The 18,143-nt window shown below is 51.0% G+C and carries 10 protein-coding genes; 7 read left to right on the plus strand and 3 right to left on the minus strand.

Annotated features, from left to right (window positions below):
* Positions 1 to 6: 6 nt before the first annotated feature.
* Positions 7 to 3,039 (minus strand): SbcC/MukB-like Walker B domain-containing protein, encoded by a 3,033-nt coding sequence (locus J0A67_RS19235; protein ID WP_206571009.1) that lies wholly within the window; start codon positions 3,037 to 3,039, stop codon positions 7 to 9.
* Positions 3,036 to 4,265: a metallophosphoesterase family protein gene (locus J0A67_RS19240; protein ID WP_206571010.1), complete on the minus strand. Its 1,230-nt coding sequence runs from the start codon at positions 4,263 to 4,265 to the stop codon at positions 3,036 to 3,038. Before J0A67_RS19240 ends, J0A67_RS19235 begins: the two co-directional genes overlap by 4 nt.
* Before the next feature lie 209 nt (positions 4,266 to 4,474).
* On the opposite strand from J0A67_RS19240, the gene J0A67_RS19245 reads away from it, so the two are divergent.
* From J0A67_RS19245 to J0A67_RS19275, 7 genes are all read left to right on the plus strand, one after another.
* Positions 4,475 to 4,999 (plus strand): septal ring lytic transglycosylase RlpA family protein, encoded by a 525-nt coding sequence (locus tag J0A67_RS19245; RefSeq protein ID WP_206571011.1) that lies wholly within the window; start codon positions 4,475 to 4,477, stop codon positions 4,997 to 4,999.
* A 571-nt stretch (positions 5,000 to 5,570) separates the two neighbouring features.
* Positions 5,571 to 6,470 carry a hypothetical protein gene (locus J0A67_RS19250; protein ID WP_206571012.1) on the plus strand — a complete coding sequence of 300 codons (900 nt, stop codon included), beginning with the start codon at positions 5,571 to 5,573 and terminating at the stop codon, positions 6,468 to 6,470.
* Positions 6,471 to 6,602: 132 nt separating this feature from the next.
* A complete protein-coding gene (locus J0A67_RS19255) occupies positions 6,603 to 7,670 on the plus strand; it encodes an efflux RND transporter periplasmic adaptor subunit (protein ID WP_206571013.1) in 1,068 nt (355 codons plus the stop codon).
* On the plus strand, positions 7,667 to 10,711 hold the full coding sequence (locus J0A67_RS19260; protein ID WP_206571014.1) for an efflux RND transporter permease subunit: 3,045 nt from the start codon (positions 7,667 to 7,669) through the stop codon (positions 10,709 to 10,711). The genes J0A67_RS19255 and J0A67_RS19260 overlap by 4 nt, the downstream gene beginning before the upstream one ends.
* The gene (locus tag J0A67_RS19265) at positions 10,708 to 13,806 is read left to right on the plus strand and encodes an efflux RND transporter permease subunit (RefSeq protein ID WP_206571015.1); all 3,099 of its coding nucleotides are present in this window, start codon (positions 10,708 to 10,710) and stop codon (positions 13,804 to 13,806) included. Before J0A67_RS19260 ends, J0A67_RS19265 begins: the two co-directional genes overlap by 4 nt.
* Before the next feature lie 81 nt (positions 13,807 to 13,887).
* On the plus strand, positions 13,888 to 15,054 hold the full coding sequence (locus J0A67_RS19270) for a hypothetical protein (RefSeq protein ID WP_206571016.1): 1,167 nt from the start codon (positions 13,888 to 13,890) through the stop codon (positions 15,052 to 15,054).
* Between the two features lie 146 nt (positions 15,055 to 15,200).
* The gene (locus J0A67_RS19275) at positions 15,201 to 16,349 is read left to right on the plus strand and encodes a glycoside hydrolase family 5 protein (RefSeq protein ID WP_206571017.1); all 1,149 of its coding nucleotides are present in this window, start codon (positions 15,201 to 15,203) and stop codon (positions 16,347 to 16,349) included.
* 375 nt (positions 16,350 to 16,724) lie between these two features.
* Here the strand turns inward: J0A67_RS19275 and J0A67_RS19280 are convergent, their stop codons facing one another.
* Positions 16,725 to 18,092 (minus strand): Gfo/Idh/MocA family oxidoreductase, encoded by a 1,368-nt coding sequence (locus J0A67_RS19280; protein ID WP_206571018.1) that lies wholly within the window; start codon positions 18,090 to 18,092, stop codon positions 16,725 to 16,727.
* Positions 18,093 to 18,143: the final 51 nt, after the last annotated feature.

The following is an 18,143-nucleotide window of genomic DNA, read 5'->3' on the forward strand; positions in this document are numbered from 1 at the left end:
ATTTGCCTAAAAGGAGTAGCTGATCTGTGAGCCCAAATCGGGGTCTAATTCGACTTGTGCAAAGACACCGATCTCCTGCTGGAGCTCTTCCACGTGGCTGATGATACCCACGATGCGGTTTTCGTGGCGAAGTGCTTTCAGGGTTTCAAACACAACCCGCAGCGCATTCCGATCCAAGGCTCCAAATCCCTCGTCCAGAAAGAAAAAGCTCTGGTCGGCCTGATTAAGGGCTTTGACTTTTTCTGCCAAAGCCAAAGCGAGACAAAGTGCCGCCTGGAAAGTCTGTCCGCCGGAAAGGGTTTTGAGCAGGCGTTTTTTCCCTCCGTTCAGATAGTCTACAACCCAAAACGTGTTAGAATCGTCGATCTCCAGGCTGAGGCTGTTTTTCGTCAACTTCATGAAGCGCTGGTTGGCGGTATTGCAGAGCTCGCGGAGGTAGATGGAGCTGACAAACTTCACGAATCCCTTGCCCTGGAAGAGCCGCTCCAGTTCTTTCAGATTGCTTTCCCGATTTTCGACCAAGGAAAAGGTTTTTGACAATTCCCTTTTTTTATCCAGATTTTGAGTCAGGGTTTTGATTTCCTGCTTGAGCAGAATGAGTTCATTTTGGAGTTGTGTCGCTTGGGATTTTAGGAGAAGGGTTTGGGATTGCGCTTCCAGAAAAGCGGTCTCGGAAAAATTGCTCACCCCTTCTTCACTTTTCAGCTCGCTGATTCGGCTTTGGGTAGTTGCCAGTTTTTGGTCAAACTGCCGGATCTCCAAATCGACTTTCTCGGCGTCCAAGGAATGGTGAAATAGACGGATCAAAACCGGCTCGTCAGGAAAATGATGTTGTTGTTTCAGTACTTCAAATTGGCTTGCGAATTCGTCTACTTTGATTTCTGATTCAGAGGCTAGGCGTCTATATTGGTCAATATTCGCGAGGTTTTTCGACTGCTCTGCCCGTTTTTCCAGCAGGCGCTTTTGTTTCCCTCGGAGAGACTCGATGGCCGTTTCGATGTCGCGTTCGACACTTTGTATGGCCGCTTGGATCGTATCGTTGTTTTTTGGGAAAAAAGCTTTGCAAAAAGTCGGATCCTTGATTTCGTCGCGCTTGCTCTGGGTTGAGGCCAAGAGTGATTGATGTGAGAGTTGTGCGTGCTGGAGAGACTTTTCGGATTTTTCCAATGATTCTCTTTCAGCCTGCCAAATCTTTCTTTTGGCTTGTATGGCATTGGTGAGCCCATCCCGCTGGCTTCCCGACTGAATGAGTCCTTTGATTTTGGTGGCTAGTTCGGATTTGTCCTTTATGCCGAGCTGGGTCAGCTTTTCGCCAAGTTCTATTCGTTGTTGTTGCAGTTTTTGGAGTTCGGAGGTCTTTTCCAGCTTGTTTTGGAGAAGGGTCTCCAGTCTGGACTCTTCGATTTTTTGGCTTTGAATTAGAGAAGAAATCCGGTCAAGTTTCGCCCTCATTTCCTGGATTTGTTTTTCTTTTTCTTGCAACACGGTGCTTTCCGCTTCGGCTGTCAGGGGATTGGGGTGCTCGGCTGAACCGCAAAGCGGACAGGGTTCCCCTTCTGCAAGCAAATGTGTGTGGGCGGCAAGTCCTTGTTTGCGTAGCAGTTTTTCACGATTCAGCTCCAGATCTTCCAAGACCCTTTTTTCTGAATTTGCCCAAATGTCCAAAGATTCCTCTCGATTTGGGATTTGATCTTTTATCGCTTCCAAAGTCTGTCTTTGCGCAGCTTCAGCTTGGCCGGATTGGTCGAGCATCCCTTGGAGTTCTCGACTCCTTTCTTGAAGTGTTTGCAGCTGGGCGGCGCTGGTTTTTAGCTCGGAGAGAAGGTTGGCATCTATCGCAGGAAGAAAGTCCAGCTGGTCTTCGAGGGTTTGGATTTCTGCTTCTAGCTGCTTCTGGGCTGCTTTTTTGGAGTCGATCTCCGGCCGAAGAGTTTCCAGTGCCCGCTCGGACTCGTCGATTTTTTCCTCCAATGCCTTGACCTCGATCACTTTCTTGAGGTCCCGAATCTTGGCTTCACGCTCTGGTCTTTGCTCGTTTTTTGTGATTAAGTCTCGTTCCTCCTTTTCCAATTCACCAATCTCCTTTTCGTAGGTTTCCTTGAAGCGCTCACAGTCCCTGACACTCACGCGGTATTTTTCCAAATCTGATTTAGCGTCATTCAGACGATCCCAAACCGGTCGGAGGTGGGTTTTGGCGGTGATAAACTCCCGATGGAGCTGGCGCTGTTGGTCGATTTCCGGTTTGCGGGATTGGAGCTGGTCAAGGGTCTCGCTTAGGTCTTTGAGAAGCAAAAATGACTTTCTGCGGGTTTCCAGTGCTCGGAGTTCTATTTCGGCAGTTTTTAAGTTTCGATCGGCCGTTTCACTTTGGGTTTTGAGCTCGGCTTGGGTCTTGTTTTTTTCTTCCAAAACCTCCTCCGATACTTCATCCAAGCCGGCTAGCTGGGTTTCTAACCGGATTTTTTCCTCTCGAGCGGCTTTTAGCAAAATCCCGTTTTTCGAGGAAAGGTCAAAGCGCTCCAATCCAAAAAGCTGCTGCATCATCTCAGCACGTTCGAGGGGCTTTTGATCTATGAACTCGCGGAATTTACCTTGGGGAATAATCACGGTCTGCTTGAAGTGATCCTTGCCCATGCCCAAAATTTCCTCTGCCTTTTGCGCGGTCGCTTGCCAGTTTTCGTTTTCCCAAGCATAAAACACATGCTCCCCTGTGTCGATTTTTTCTGGATCTTTTTTGTTTCGCTTAGCCGAATAGCGGGCTAGATAGGTCTGGGAATTACTTTTCCCAGCACGGAAGGTGAAAATGATCAGCAACTGGTCGCTCTGGAGATTGACCATGCTGGAGCGCTCACCGGTGGCGGCCAGGCGCTCGGTGCTACCGTAAAGGGCAAGCAGGATGGCCTCCAGGATAGAAGACTTGCCGCTACCGACTGCGCCAAATATACCAAACAAGCCCGCTGCCGTGAGCTGTTCAAATTCTACCGTTTGCTTTTGTCTGTAGGAGTAAAGACCTTCGATTTCGAGTCGGACGGGGATCATGCAGGGTCGTTTTGGCTGGTGATTTCTTTAAAGAGTGCGAGGATTTCCGCATTAGGTTCTTGCCCTTTTTCGCTTTGGTAATACATGCGGAAGAGGCTTTCCATGTCCTTGGATAGGTCGTCGACGTGGAGGGCAAAGGCTTCCTGCCCGCTGGGATTTCTAAGGGAAGGGATCAGGCTGACTACGCCGTCGTGGGCTTTGAAGATAGCTTTGCGCGTAGCGGCTTCGATGGACTCCTCGGTTTCGTAGGTGATCTCCACGAAGCAGTAAGGGTTTTGTTCCAGCCATTCTAGGGTTTTGTCCAGCGCATCGAAACGCTTTCGATAGAGCGGTCTTCCCTGCTTCAAGCCAATGGCCCGATAGCTGATGCTATTGTTGGGTAGGGCCTCGACGAGCACGATTTTTTTCTCCTGATCAGCTTCAGAAAAAGAATAGGCCAGGGGCGAACTCGCATACACGACCGGAAAGGGACCGCCGCCCACGGCATGGTGACGGTGGAGGTGGCCCAGCGCCGCATATTGGATTTGGGACGGAACGTTTTTGGTGAAAAGTGCCTGAGTGCCTCCGACATGGAGGATAGGGCGCTCGGACTCGGGCTCGGACTCGATGGGAGCTCCTTCTTTGGCAAAGAAAAAGTGCCCGACAAATAGATTCACCCCTGAAGGATCACAAAACTTGTTGGCAAGTTCAGTCCATTTCTTCGCCATGATTCCCCGAAATTCCTCTTCCCGGTTTTCTTCGCCGAGATAGGTTCGGAGGCTGACTTCATTCGCATAGGGCGCCAAAATCACCCGAATCGGGAAGCTGAACTGCGGAAGTCGGATCTCCACAAAGCCCGGTTCGGACTGGATGATTTCTACTCCGGAGTCGAGCTTTCCGACCGGAATCACCGAGTCGTAGCGGCTGTAAAAAAAGATGCCCAGCTCCCTGGCCAGCGGATCCGGCGCCTCGACAAACTGCGTGCTGTCATGGTTGCCGGAGATGGCGAGAATGGGACGGGTGCCATTTTTGGATAGCTTTCGAAGGGTTTTGTACAGTAGCTCTACGGCCTCGTGGGCGGGATTGAAGCTGTCGAAGATATCGCCAGCCAGAAGCACGAGATCTGCGGCCTCTTGGTCGGCGATTTGGCAGATCTCGTCGAGCACGAGCTTTTGCTCTTCCAATCGTGAATATTCCTGCAGGCGCTTGCCCAGGTGCCAGTCGGCGGTGTGGAGGATTTTTAGCATTTCGTAAACGGTCGACGGCCGACAGTCCACCGAAGAGAGAAGAAGCCGTCGTGCCAGAGTATTTGGTTTTGCAAGAAATCAAAAGGTGTCTACTAAGGTACTCGTGATGGAGAAATCCTCCAAGTAAATAGCGGGAAGCTGACGGGAATTGGCACTTTTCTTGGGAAACGGGGAAAAGCTTAAATTCGGTGGTGAAGATTTCCTTCTTTTTGTTTTTTCTACTCGGACTGATGGCCTTTTCGGCCAGTGCCCAGGTGGACTCCCTGCTGATCCAGGAGGGGACGGCGAGTTTTTATGGGAAGAGATTTCATGGGCGACGCACCGCCAGCGGGGAGATCTTTTCGCTGGACAGTCTCACTGCCGCACACAAGAGACTGCCGCTGGGTACCTGGGTGCGGGTGATCAACAAGAAGAACAACCTCTCCGTAGTGGTCCGTGTCAACGACCGCCTGCCCATCTACTCCAAGCGCCAGATTGATATCTCCCGGACGGCGGCGGAGCGCATCGACATGGTGCATGATGGGCTGGCTAAGGTGAGAGTGGAGGCGGTGGATCTGGATCAACTCGAAAAATTGGTCGAATACTATGCAGACAAAGAACATCCCGGACTGAGGATAAGGCCTTATTATCAGGGGATTGTCGTTTTAAAAAAAGAGTTAGACGTGAATTTTGTTCGTTGTAAACCTAACTATTATAAAATTGATTCATCTGATTATCAGAAAGTTGAAAACTAATTTTAGATTTCTCGTGAACTATACTTGCTTTTTTGGATGGGGGGGGTAATTTAATCAACGAAAGATCAAGGTCGGCGCCGAAGTCTGGATTTTTTAGGGTATTTTTTCTCCGCCCTGCAGGGTGCAAAAGGAGGCATAATATTTTAAATCTTTGAGTAATGAAAGCAAAATTTTCCATTCTCCTGACAGCTTTGGCATTTTTGGGAGGCATTGCAATCCAAACTGAGGCTGTGGGCCAAACGATGACTTGCCGATTGATTCGCGGAAGTGAAAAGACTTTTGAAAATGGGATGCGCTGTGCCCTTTACAATTGTCCAAATGGCGAACAGGTTCAATCATGCATAATGCCTTGACAGGTTTGAGTTGGGGACTCTGCCCAAAAAATTTGGGCAGAGTCTATTTGTTGATCAAATTGTCATTGATTGTAGTTTTACTTCTCTCTAGATGTACCCAAAAGGATATGAAAAGAGACCTTGTAATCGAATTTGGCGAGGTGGATTCCATATTTCTTGAGACGGGAAATGTGGTTTATCAAAATGCCAAGTTTAGAGTTTCAGATCAAAACCAAAAGATGCTGATTCAACACAGCACGCAACTTTTTTTGTATGACTTTGCTGCCGATTCTATTGTCAAATCTATTGAATTGGACACGCTCCCGCTAGTCCTTCCTGAGGTGAATTTGGGAGGCGCTCTGTATTCCGATGTGGATCAAAGTATTGCATTGTTTTTTCCTCAAAAAGCTAAAATATATCATTTGGATTCCGGGTGTAATTTAGTTAAGGAGCTCAGTTTAAGTGGACTGGATGACATAGGTCATATGTTTTTGCCATATGGGGAGGTTTTCTATTATAATCCTGCAAAGAACCTCTATTATATAGGAATGATGAAGAATGAGGGTGACATAGTGGGTTTTTTGGAAGACACGCGGTTTGTGGGGATTTTTGATTCAAAAACGGGTCAATTAATAGACCAATTTGCTGGGTTTTCCGAAGAACGAAAGGCTCATCGATTCGAGGTTTTAAGCGAAGGCTTGTTTTACATGGATGTCCATTCCGATGAGTTTTATATCAGAGATGTCGTTGGCAGTCAGACCGTGACGAAATGGGATCTTTCAGGTAAATGGATGGGAAGCTATAGGCTGGGTTCAGAGAGGATGAATATGGAGCTGCAGCCATATAGCGAAGGTGATTTTGCAGAAGGCAAACGAAGTGACTATTTCTATGGCCTCAAAGTTATCGGCGAAGACCGGGTCGTTTCCAATATCTTCTTGCGGGATTATCCTGACGGAAAAGAGAGGATTGAAGGTTTACTATTAGTTGAGGATTTTACGAAAAATCGGAGCTACTCCAAGGAAATTTACCCTTTTCAAAAAATTGTACATGTAAGCGATTCCACTATTTGGATGGTCAGAAATCACCCTCTTACAGAAGATATGGTCTTAGTGGCGATAGAATATAGTCTGGAAAAATGAGGATAGGCGTTGCCAGTGAGTTTTTTCGGGTGTATTAGTTCTTCTACTTTGGAATCATAAATCTCCGTGCATTATTCACAAAAGGTCATATCTTGGAGTTCCTTTCCCGATTAACCAGAAACGTTACCCTGCATGAAAAACCTGCTGTTTGGTCTTTCCCTATTGCTTTTTGCCTGCTCCGAAGCCAAGGACGGCTCCCAAGAAATCCCCGCAGAGTCCTTCCGCAGCGAAGTCGCCGCCACCGAAGTTCGCACGGCGACTGCCGAGCGCAAGAGCTTCGACTACCTGGTCAATGCCATCGGCAAACTGGAGGCCCAGTCGGAGGTGAAGGCGCTGGTGGAGCGGGAAGGCTATCTGGAAGAGGTGCTGGTGTTGGAAGGGCACTCGGTACAGAAGGGCCAGGTGATTGCGAGACTGGATAGGCGGGAGGCGGAGTTTGCCGTGGAAAAGGCCCGCATCGCCGTCGTCAAGGCCCAGTCCGAGTTGGAAGTGCTGAAAAACCAATACCATCTGGCCTTGGAATCCCAGGACACGGTCGTCGCCAAGTTGGTACAAAACCGCATCCTGGTCAACAGCGGCCTTTCTCTCGCCCAAGTGGAGCTGAAGGAAGCCGAGCTTAACCTCGCCCGCTGCGAGGTACGCGCACCGGTCGCTGGCCAGATCGCCAACATCAAATTCAAACAGGGCAGCCTGGTGACCAAAAACGCCGAGTTTGCCGAAATCCTTTCCACCGATCGGCTTTTGCTTCGGGTGAAGGTTCTGGAGTCGGACATACCTTTGGTTTCCTCTGCGCAGAAGGCCGAAGTCTATCCCATCTCCGATCCCCAGAATGCCCTGGTCGGCACCGTCACCGCCATCAATCCCAAAGTGGACGAAAACGGCCTCGTCCAAGTCTCCCTCACGCTGAACTCCTCTAAAAATCTCCTGCCCGGCATGAATGCCCGTGCGGTGATCCGCGCCCCGCAGAGCAACAGCCTGGTCGTGCCCAAGGACGCGGTCGTCTACAGATCCGGCCGTGCGGTGGTCTTCACCGTGGAAGGCGGCAAGGAATCCAAGTGGAACTACGTGGAGGTGGGCAAGGACAACGGGCGTGAGATCGAGATCCTCGAGGGAATCCCCGAAAACAGCACCGTCATCACCAGCAACAACCTTCAGCTCGCCCACCAGGCTCCGATACAAATCGCCAACGACACCCTATGATCCGATTTTTGCTGGAGCGGCCCATTGCGGTCATGATGTCTTTTTTTGCGCTTTTGGTGTTTTCGGCCATTGTCTTTCGCCTGCTTCCGATTTCGCTTTTGCCGCCTATCGACGTGCCGCAGATCGTGGTGAAGGTCACCTATCCCAATGCCTCCCCCGAGTCCATCGAGCAAAACGTCCTTCAGGACATCCGCGAGGGACTCATCACACTCAATGGACTGGAGGAGATGGAGAGCAAGGCCGGTTCAGAGATCGGGACGGTCCGGCTGACCTTTGACTACGGGACCAAGATGGAGCTGGCCTACATCGAGGTCAATGAGAAGATAGACCGCCTGACCAATTCCCTTCCCAAAGACCTGCCCCGCCCGGAGGTGATCCGCATCAACACCTCGGATATCCCAGTAGCGCGCGTCCAAGTCATTCCCAAAGCAGATATCGACCCAGTTGAGGTCAGTCTCTTGGCAGAAAATGTATTAAAAAAGCGCATCGAGCAGCTGCCGGGTGTGTCGCTCGTTGACATCAACGGCAAGCGGGAGCGCATCATCTCCGTGGAGCCGGACGAGCATGCGCTCGCCGCACTGGGCATGACCCAAAAGGAACTGATCGACGCCGTGCAGGCCGGAAACGCCGAGCTTCCCGGTATCAGCGTGAAGGACGGGCAGTTCCGCTATTTCCTCCGTTTGGCGACGCGGGTGGACACGCCCGAGGACATCGAGTCCCTGCCGGTTCGCTCCCCGAGCGGAGCCATCGTGCCGCTGGGCCGCGTGGCCAACGCCCGCTACGAAACCCAAGAGATGCTGGGCTTTCACCTCTTCGGAATGCAGGAGGGGCTGGTCATCACGGTTCACAAGCAAGCTGCGGCCAAGATGAACGAGCTGATCCCCGAGCTGAAAAAATCCCTGGAGCTCTTCAAAAACGACTATCCCCAGGTGGATTTTGCACTGACCCAAGACCAAAGCAGCCTGCTCAACGCCGCCATCTCCAACCTGCAGACCAGCTTGCTCTTCGGGGGCGTCTTCGCCTTTGCCATCCTTTTCCTCTTCATCAAGGATTTCCGCATTCCCCTGGTCATGGGCATCAGTTTGCCGACTTCCCTGCTGATCAGCTTTCTGGTCTTTTACTTTTTCGACATCTCGATCAACATCATCTCCCTATCCGGCCTGGCGCTGGGCATAGGCATGCTGATCGACAACGCGATCATCGTCCTGGACAACATCACCCGCAAGCGGGAGTCCGGCCTCGGCCTCTTCGAGTCCTGCGTGCAGGGCGCCAACGAGGTGATGGGCGCGCTGATCAGTTCGGTGCTGACGACCCTGGCCGTGTTTGTGCCGCTGGTCTTCCTGAGCGGAATATCGGGGGCTTTGTTTTACGACCAGGCCGTGGCCGTGGCGGCGATCCTGTCGGTGTCGCTGTTGGTCGCCTTTGTGCTGCTGCCCTTGTTGTACTGGCTGATTTTCCGGGTGGGAACAAGGGATGTGCTACGGGGCGAACCCAGCGCTTTTCTCAAGACACTGCGGGTTTACGAGCGGGCTTTTGACTGGATTTTTGCACGAAGAAAAATTGCCTTGGTCGGTTTCTTTGTACTGATTCCTCTGGGCTTGGCTTTGGGGCTGCTGCTGGATACGCAAGGCCTGCCGGAGATCGAAAAGCCCGACGCCAGCCTAGAGATCGACTGGAACGAGCCGATTTCGGCAGCGCAAAACCGCGACCGAATGCTGGGGCTCATCAGCGATATCAAAGACTACAGCCAGGCCGAGGCCGATGTGGGTGTGCGCCAGTTTTTGCTATTTGACGGGGACAACTCCATCCAGAAGTCCCTGCTGTACCTGCTTTTTCCCTCAGAAAAAGAGAAAGATGAACAGCTCACCCTCCTGCGGGAAAAGCTGGGGAAGGAATATCCGCTCGCGACCTTTGTGCTGGGTGACGCGCCCAATGCCTTTGACCAGCTCTTCAGCTCCAATCAGCCTTATTACGAATTGCGCTGGAAAGACCTGAGCCAGAAAAAGCCCGTGCCGGCCGAGAAGATGGAGCCTTGGCTGGAGAGTTTCCCGGCCGAATCCTGGGAGCCGGGGCCGGGCTTGCAGGAGGAAAGCTCGGTGCTTTTCACTCTCCTTCCCGACCGTCTCGCGCTGTACCAGATCCCCGTTTCCGAGGTACAGGAGCAGCTTTCCCGACTGTTTGGGGTGTATACGATCACGGATATCCGTCGCTTTGGGGAGATCACGCCGATCCGCCTGCGGGAGAGCCAGGAGCGCTTTGAGGATTTGTTGCGGACCACGAGGATCTACGCCTCGGACAGTACCTCCTATGCTTTGGGGCAGTTTGTCGACTACCGCTATGCCGACCAGTACAAGTACGTGACGGCTGATCGGGGCGGGATCTACCAGAGCGCGGAGATCGATTCCGAAGATCCCGAAAGCCTCCGTGCCGAGTATACCCGCTGGGCAGCCGACAAGAACCTGGCCGTGGAGGCCAAAGGGCAATATTTCGCAGACCGGGAAAATGTGCGCCAACTGATCGGCATCCTGGGCATATCGGTGCTGCTGCTGTATTTCATCCTGGCGGCACAGTTTGAGAGCTTTGTGCAGCCGCTGATCGTGGTGTTTACGCTGCCGTTGGGGATTACCGGGGCATTTGTGGTGCTTTTGCTTTGCGGAGCCACGCTTAATGTGATGTCAGCCATCGGCTTGGTGGCGATGCTGGGAATCATGGTGAACGATGCGATCCTCAAGATCGACACGATCAATCGGCTGAAGGAAGAATATGCTGCCGAGCTGAGCCTGACCGCCAAGCAGATCCGGGAAAAGGCCATTCATCAGGCGGGAAAGATCCGATTGAAGCCCATACTGATGACCTCGATCACGACCATTTTGGCGCTGGTGCCGATCATTTTCAGCTCGGGCTTGGGAGCTGATTTGCAGCGGCCTTTGGTTTTTGCGGTAATTGGGGGCCTGACGATCGGGACGGTCACGGCGCTGTTTTTTGTGCCGCTGATGTACTGGTTTTTTGACAGCATGGTCGGAAAAAGGGAAAAGCTATGACGCCATTCCGGGTTTTGGTTGCGTTTGTGGTGCTGGGAATCCTAGGATTTGCCACGGTGCCGCTGCTCTCCGTGGACCTCAATCCCCGGGAGCGTGAGCCGGTGCTCAGCGTGGGTTTTGGCATTCCCCAGTCCTCTCCCGAAATCATCGAAAAACTGGGCACTTCTCCGCTGGAAGGGGCTTTTTCGCAGTTGTCCGAACTTAAATCGATCACTTCCACATCCAATTATGATCAGGGATCGATTACCCTGCGCTTTGACAAGAAAGCGGACATGGAACTCAAAAAGTTTGAGGTGTTGGCGCTGATCCGGCAGGTTTATCCCAAGCTGGACGAGCGCCTGAGCTATCCTGTGGTGACTCAAAGTGCCGAGTCCCGGACGGACTTCAAGACTCCGATCCTCACCTACAGCATCAATGGGCCTTTTGCTTCCTTTGAAATCAAAAAAATCGCCGAGGATGTGGTCAAGCCTGCATTGACGCAGTTTGCCGAGGTGGAAGAAGTTCAGGTACGCGGAGCAAACGACCTCCAGGTCTTTGTCACCTTTGATGCGCAAAAGATGCAGGCCTTTGGCATTTCCAGAAGCTTTTTGGGCCAGCAGATCGCCGAGGCGTTCGGGCAGAAATACCCAGGTACGGTGTATACCAGCGAAGGCAAGACGCTCTTTGTGACCTTGGACAGAAAGCTGCACAGGCTCGAGCAGCTCGAAAACCTCCTGATCCTGCAGACCGGCGGAATGGAAGTGCTGCTCCGCGACATTGCCCAGGTTACGCTAGAGGAGGCCGAGGCGACGCGCTACTACCGCATCAATGGCAACAACTCGGTGACATTGGCGGTGTACAATCGGGATGGGGTCAACAAAGTCCTGTTGGCCAAAGAGCTCAGAGCTTCTGTGGAAGCGGCCAAGACCAATCTTCCGGCGGGCTTTGAAGTCCGGCTGGAAAACGACGACACGGAGTTTCTCGAAAAGGAGCTGAATAAGATCTACCAGCGCTCGGGGCTTTCCATCCTGATCCTGATCGCTTTCGTCTTCCTGATCAACCGCAACCTAAAATACCTCTCCATCCTGTTTTTGGGGATTTTGGTCAACCTGAGCCTCACGGCCATGGTGCTGTATTTCCTGAAAGTGGATCTGCAGCTGTATTCGATTGCGGGCTTGACCATCAGCTTCGGCCTTATCGTGGACAATGCCATCGTGATGATGGACCACCTGCACAAGCACCGCAACCGCAAGGTTTTTTTGGCCCTGATGGCCGCTTCCCTGACGACGGTGGCGGCACTGCTCATGGTCTTGCTCTTGCCGGAGGAAGACCGGCGAAACCTCACGGAGTTTTCCATCGTCGTTTCGGTGATGCTGGGTATCAGTTTGGTGATCGCGCTGTTTTTCACCCCGGCATTCTACGAGCTGCTCTTCAAAGAATCCGCAAAGGAGGGAAGGAAATTCACCTTGCCCCAGCTCCGAACCCACGTCTCTTGGCTCAACCGATATGAAAGCGGGATTGCTTTTACCGCTCGCTACCGCAAATCTTTCCTTTTGGCCATCATCCTGCTTTTTGGTACGCCAGTCTTTTTTTTGCCGGCAAAATGGGAGGGGCGGGAGTGGTACAACAAGACCGTGGGGAATGCTTTCTATCAGGAGGAAATCCGGCCCTATGTGGACAAAGCCCTAGGCGGCACACTACGGATGTTTGTGCGGGGGGTTTATGAAAAAAGCGTCTATCGTGAACCCGAAAAGACCCGCCTGTATGTCTCCGCCCGGCTTCCCTTTGGCAATACGCTGGAGCAGATGGACCTGATAATTCGGGAGTTTGAGGAATATCTAAAAGGAGTGGAGGGGATCGACCAGTTTGTGACCTATGTAATGTCGGGACAGCAGGCGCAGATCCAGATCACGTTTGACGAAGTTTACGAAAACGGCGCTTTGCCCTATCAGCTCAAGGGGCGGCTTTCGGTCAAGTCCACCGACTGGAGCGGGGTGGCATGGAACATCTACGGTGTGGGACAGGGATTCTATACCGGAGGAGGCAGCGACCAGATTCCCTCCTTCCGGGTGGAGATGAAGGGATATAATTTTGACGAGCTGGAGCGGCAGGCGGATATTTTGGCAGAAAAACTCAAAAAACACAAGCGCATCCCCGAGGTCAACACCAATGAGCGGGCTTCCTACTCAGAACAAAAGACCCAGGAATATGTCCTTCGCCTCGACCAAAACCATATCGCCCTTGGCGGCACTAGCCAGTACGAGGTGCTCACCATGCTTCAGGACCTGTCCAAACCGCGCATGAATTCGGCTTACCTAACTCTGGCCGACCAAAACTACGGACTGATGATCCGGGAGAAGCAATCGGAGGATTTCAGCAAGTTTGATCTGGAAAAGCGGGGACTGGTCAGTGGGGAGGACAAAATCCTCAAAGTCGCCGACTTTGGGACGCTGAATCTGGAGACAACGACAAATGCCCTGCATAAGGAGGACAGGCAGTATATCCGGGTGGTGTCCTTTGAATACATGGGCTCGGCAAAGTTTGGCAACGAGTATCTGCAGGAGGTGCTAGAGGAGATGAAGGCGGAGATGCCGATAGGGTATGAGGCCAAAAAACAGGAGTGGTCTTGGGGTACTGAGCAGGCCAAGCGCCAATACGGGCTCCTGGGACTGCTGATTCTGGGGATTTTCTTCATTTGCACCATCCTGTTTGAAAACTTCCGACAGCCGTTTTTCATCCTTTTCCTCATTCCCATCAGCTTTATCGGGCTGTTTTTGATCTTTGCAGTCGGCGGATTCAACTTTGACCGGGGCGGCTTCGCGGCCTTTGTGATGCTGGGGGGCTTGGCCGTGAATGCGGGCATCTTCATCCTCAACGACCTGAACAATCGTGCCTCGGGGGCTTTCAACCGAAACGTGCTCAAGTCCATCGCGAGCAAGGCGATCCCGATCCTGCTGACCGTTTTCTCGACCTGCTTCGGCCTACTGCCCTTTATCCTGGAGGGACAAAACGAGATTTTTTGGTTTTCCCTCGCTATCGGTACCATTGGAGGATTGGTGTTCAGTCTGATCGGCGTGTTCTGGATTTTGCCGGTGATGATGTGGAAGAAGAGTTAAGCGAAGGAGGTCAGACGAAAGTTTTCTGAAAGGGTGTCATATTTTCAGGGGAGTCATGCGATTAACGTCCAAAATCTATTTATGACAAAAACAACTTTTTTGGCCTTGCTGGGCCTGGTAGTATGGAGCTGCGATAGCCATACGACTACAGAGTCCGAAACAAAAGACGCAATGGAAGTGGATTTTGAGTTTTTGGATTCAGTCCTGGTTGAGTCCCTGGGAGAGCTTTCGCTCGGGGCAGTCAACCCTGCCAATGGTCAGATGATCTTCAAAGACCGCTTTTTAAACCAGTTTCTTTTGACTGACAAAATGGGGAACATACTCGACACGCTCTCCATCAAGGGAGACGGGCCGGATCAGGTAGGCTTTCCCATGGAGATGGCCTTTGTGGGTGATGGTTTGGTGGTAAAAGACATGTCAGCGGAGATGCCTTTGAATTTTTTTGGACCTGATTTCAGAAAGGAAAAGATAGGAAAGCCGATTGCCAAGGGGATGAATTTGCTTGAAATCAACCGTACCCATGTGAGCTTTTCGCCTTTTCAGGTAGGAGGAAGAACCCTCATCGTCGGTACGGAGGCCAATGCCATCGAGCCCCAACTGATGGCCCCAGAAAGCCAAAATGCGGATTTTTATGGTCTGGCGGAATCTGGCTACGTCTATGACCCGGCCAAAGATTCGCTCTGGAGATTCAATGCCTATCCGGAGAATTGGCTTCCCAGAAAGTACCGACAGTGGAAAGGTCAGGCCCTGCCCTATGCATCCGCTTTGGGAGAAAGTGGGCTGATTGGAATTTTGCCAAGAGTTGGGAATCAGTTGTTCTTTTTTCGATGGGAAAATGAGCTACTCGTGCCAGCAGGCGAGGCCAGTTTGGTCCATGCGGAGCGAAATGAGACTCTGGAAATTGACCCCATGGATCAGCCTTTTCTCTATCCTTTATTTTCTGACTTGAAGGGTGGTGGCAAATTCTTTTTAGTCGAGTTTCACACGGAAATCCCAAAGAAAGTACGTGACGAGTTTCGTGCGAAAAGCGAAAACTACATAAATGATCCAGGGTTTAAGGAAGTGTTCCGCAAGTACCGAAAGGCGAAATACCTCTTGGTTGATTCCCAAGGAGAAAGTTTGGCCATCGCAGAGTTGCCCATTGCGGGTGCGGTCCATTATTTTGACAAAAAAGACATTCTCTATATCAAGCCGGAGCGTGAGGAGGAGCAGGATTACAATGTGTTTTATAGATATAAAGTCAAATAACCGTGAGATGGACTTTCATAAGCGGGAAGTAGTAACGCGTTGGAGCTAAGCTCGCTGCATATTTCTGCCAGTGGTGTAAAAACACCGATTTGATTCCGATCCGAGCATAATTGTGGGTATTTTTTCATCAATCAATTTCTAAGCCCATGAGCCTATTTGATTCCCGTCGTGATTTTGTGAAAAAAACAGCAATGGCGACTGCTGGAGCGAGTTTGCTCCCACTTTCTTCTTTTGTGGAAGCTAAACCCAAAAACAAACTTCCAGCCTGGAAAGGCTTCAATCTCTTGGATTTTTTCTCCCATGATCCGGACCAAGGCAGGCCTAGCAAGCCAGACTATTTGAAGTGGATAGCCGATTGGGGCTTTGATTTTGTTCGGGTGCCGATCTCTTATCCGAGTTATTTGAATATCGATCGAAGTAGGCCGATCCGAGCCGACGAGGTGCTGAATTTTGACGAGAGCAGATTGGAAAAAGTCGATCAGTTGGTGGAAAAAAGTCTAAATGAAGGATTGCATGTCAGTTTGAATCTGCATCGTGCGCCGGGATTTTGCATCAATGCGGGGTTTGAAGAGCCCTATAATCTTTGGAAAGATCAGGAAGCACTGGAGGCTTTTTGTGCCCATTGGGAAATGTGGGCGAAGCGATATCGGGGGATTTCTGCAAAGAAGCTCAGTTTTGACTTGGTGAATGAGCCATTTCAAAGAGAAAATCCCAATGATCAACACAGCCCCGGAGGTCCGGTGGATGTGGCCGATTACCACCGGGTAGCCAAGGCAGCCTTAGAAACTATCAAGTCAGTGAAAAATTCCCGATTGGTGATCGCTGATGGCAATGGAGGCGGAGGAATGGCTGTGCCGGAACTGGCAGACTTGGATTTAGCTCAAAGCTGCCGTGGATACCATCCGTTTCCAATATCACATTACAAAGCAGGCTGGGTTTATAAAGATCCAGAGTCGGTTCCTCCGGTAGATTGGCCATTGAAGCAAGATGATCGGGTTTTGGGAATCGAGGCCATCCGGGAATATTACGCGCCTTGGAAAGCACTGATCGACCAAGGCGTTGGTGTGCATTGCGGTGAATGTGGCTGCTACAATCAGACGCCCCATCAGGTTTTTTTAGCATGGTTTGGAGATGTGCTGCAGGTTTTGAAAGAAATGGAAGTCGGTTTTGGAATCTGGGAGTTTTCGGGAGCTTTTGGAGTGCTCAATTCTCGAAGAAAAGATATGGTGTATGAGGACTGGTATGGAGAAAAGCTCGATCGGAAGTTTTTGGAGTTGCTGCAGAAGCAGATTTGAGATTAGGAATCTCGAAGTGTTGAATTCGAAATTCAATGGCGCTTTCCAGAAATGCTGAAAAAAAATATATACTGGTGAATGACCAAAGAGATATCCGGGCGATCGAGGAATTGCCGATAGTCGATCGATTCATCTTGACAAGAATGACCGCGCCTACGTCAAATCAGAAAATAAAATTTGTTCTATTTTTATCGAATTTCAGAGTCGGGGAAGACTGATTTTTGGCAGAAAAATTCAATGGATCAATTCTAAAATTTATTTTTAGAATAGCAGGGATATGCTTTTTGTAGGATTCTGTAAATCAATGAATAAAATCCCGAACAGCTTCTTGCCGTCCGGGGATTTCAAATTCTTGTGCTGAGCCTAGCCAAAGCATCAAACCTTATCCGGTTCAGGATGAGTATAGCCTTTTCTGTAAGGTCTTCTCAATCGTTCGGTTGCCTCTTTATCCCCGATTACCGTCATGGTCTTGGGATCATATTTCAGTGTGCGGCCACCTAGATCCATGGAGATGTTGGCGAGGATGCAGGCTGCGGTAGAGATATGTCCTTCCTCGATATCCGCCACTGGCAGGGTGTCTTTGTCAATTGCCTCCAGCCAGTTTCGCATGTGATATCGGGTAGCAGGTGCGGCATTGAGCTCGATGTCCGGTTCGTTCAAATCTTCAGGATATTTTTCCCGCTCGAAAAGGCAATCAAAGTGAATGGGTTTTTCGTCTTTGTTTAAAGGGATAAAGTCCGCTTTCATGGTACTGCCGACCAGTGTCCCCTTTTCCCCGAAAATCTTGAATGCCCAGGGATATTCCGGATCGTCTGGCGTGCCCCAGGTTCGGTGCTGCCAGACGACATTCAGTTCTGGGTATTCGAAGATGGCTGACTGCGTATCTGAGATATTCGATTTGCCTTCTTTTTGGACGTAGATTCCACCGGTGGAGGTGATTTGGGTTGGCCAGCCGAGCTTCAGCATCCAGCGAACCGTGTCGAGCATGTGTACGCACATGTCTCCGGTGATGCCATTTCCGTATTCGATAAAAGTTCTCCACCAGCGCTTGTGCGGCAAGCCATCATAAGGGCGAAGCGGTGCAGGGCCGGTCCAGAGTTCGTAATTGAAGAAATCTGGAACTGGCTCAACGGGCGGATTTCCGTTGGCCCTCATGTGGAAGTAGCAGCAAACCTCGGCGTGGGATATTTTTCCCAAAAGACCGGCATCGATCACCTGCTTTTTGGCGTCGATCAAGTGAGGGGTACTTTTTCGCTGGGTGCCGACTTGCACCTTCTTCCCATACTTTCGCGCAGCGGCAACCATGGCTTCTCCTTCGATCACGTCGACGGAGATGGGCTTTTGCACGTAGACGTGGGCCCCGGCTTTCAGTGCATCGATGCATTGCAGCGCATGCCAGTGATCAGGTGATCCGATCAGCACGAACTCTGGCTTTTCCTTGGCAAGAAGTTCTTTGTAATCTTCGTAGAGCGCAGGGATTTTACCGGATTTTTGGCGGGTGGCCACCATGTCTCCTGCAGCTTTGAGCATGTTTTTGTCTGGATCGGCCAGTCCTACCACTTCGACATCCGCTACTTGGATCAGGCGAAAAAGGTCGGATTTGCCATACCAGCCTGCACCGATCAGGGCGACTTGAAGTGGACCTTCCCGGTCTTTGAAGTCCATACCTAAAAGTCCAAAACTGGCGAGGGTCGCCAAAGCAGAAGAGCCTTTAAGGAAATCCCGTCGATTCAAATGATTCATAGAGGTTTGGGTTTGAGGTTAATTGTTCTGATCAAGATACAAAAAGTCACT

Source organism: Algoriphagus aestuariicola, assembly GCF_017254835.1.
Taxonomy (GTDB): Bacteria; Bacteroidota; Bacteroidia; order Cytophagales; family Cyclobacteriaceae; genus Algoriphagus; species Algoriphagus aestuariicola.

Excerpts from the sequence above, each read along its gene's own strand:
- J0A67_RS19240 (WP_206571010.1), bottom strand. The coding sequence starts at position 4,265 with ATGCTAAAAATCCTCCACACCGCCGACTGGCACCTGGGCAAGCGCCTG.
- J0A67_RS19255 (WP_206571013.1), top strand. The coding sequence starts at position 6,603 with ATGAAAAACCTGCTGTTTGGTCTTTCCCTATTGCTTTTTGCCTGCTCC.
- J0A67_RS19275 (WP_206571017.1), top strand. The coding sequence starts at position 15,201 with ATGAGCCTATTTGATTCCCGTCGTGATTTTGTGAAAAAAACAGCAATG.
- J0A67_RS19265 (WP_206571015.1), top strand. The coding sequence starts at position 10,708 with ATGACGCCATTCCGGGTTTTGGTTGCGTTTGTGGTGCTGGGAATCCTA.
- J0A67_RS19280 (WP_206571018.1), bottom strand. The coding sequence starts at position 18,092 with ATGAATCATTTGAATCGACGGGATTTCCTTAAAGGCTCTTCTGCTTTG.
- J0A67_RS19270 (WP_206571016.1), top strand. The coding sequence starts at position 13,888 with ATGACAAAAACAACTTTTTTGGCCTTGCTGGGCCTGGTAGTATGGAGC.
- J0A67_RS19250 (WP_206571012.1), top strand. The coding sequence starts at position 5,571 with ATGCTGATTCAACACAGCACGCAACTTTTTTTGTATGACTTTGCTGCC.
- J0A67_RS19260 (WP_206571014.1), top strand. The coding sequence starts at position 7,667 with ATGATCCGATTTTTGCTGGAGCGGCCCATTGCGGTCATGATGTCTTTT.
- J0A67_RS19235 (WP_206571009.1), bottom strand. The coding sequence starts at position 3,039 with ATGATCCCCGTCCGACTCGAAATCGAAGGTCTTTACTCCTACAGACAA.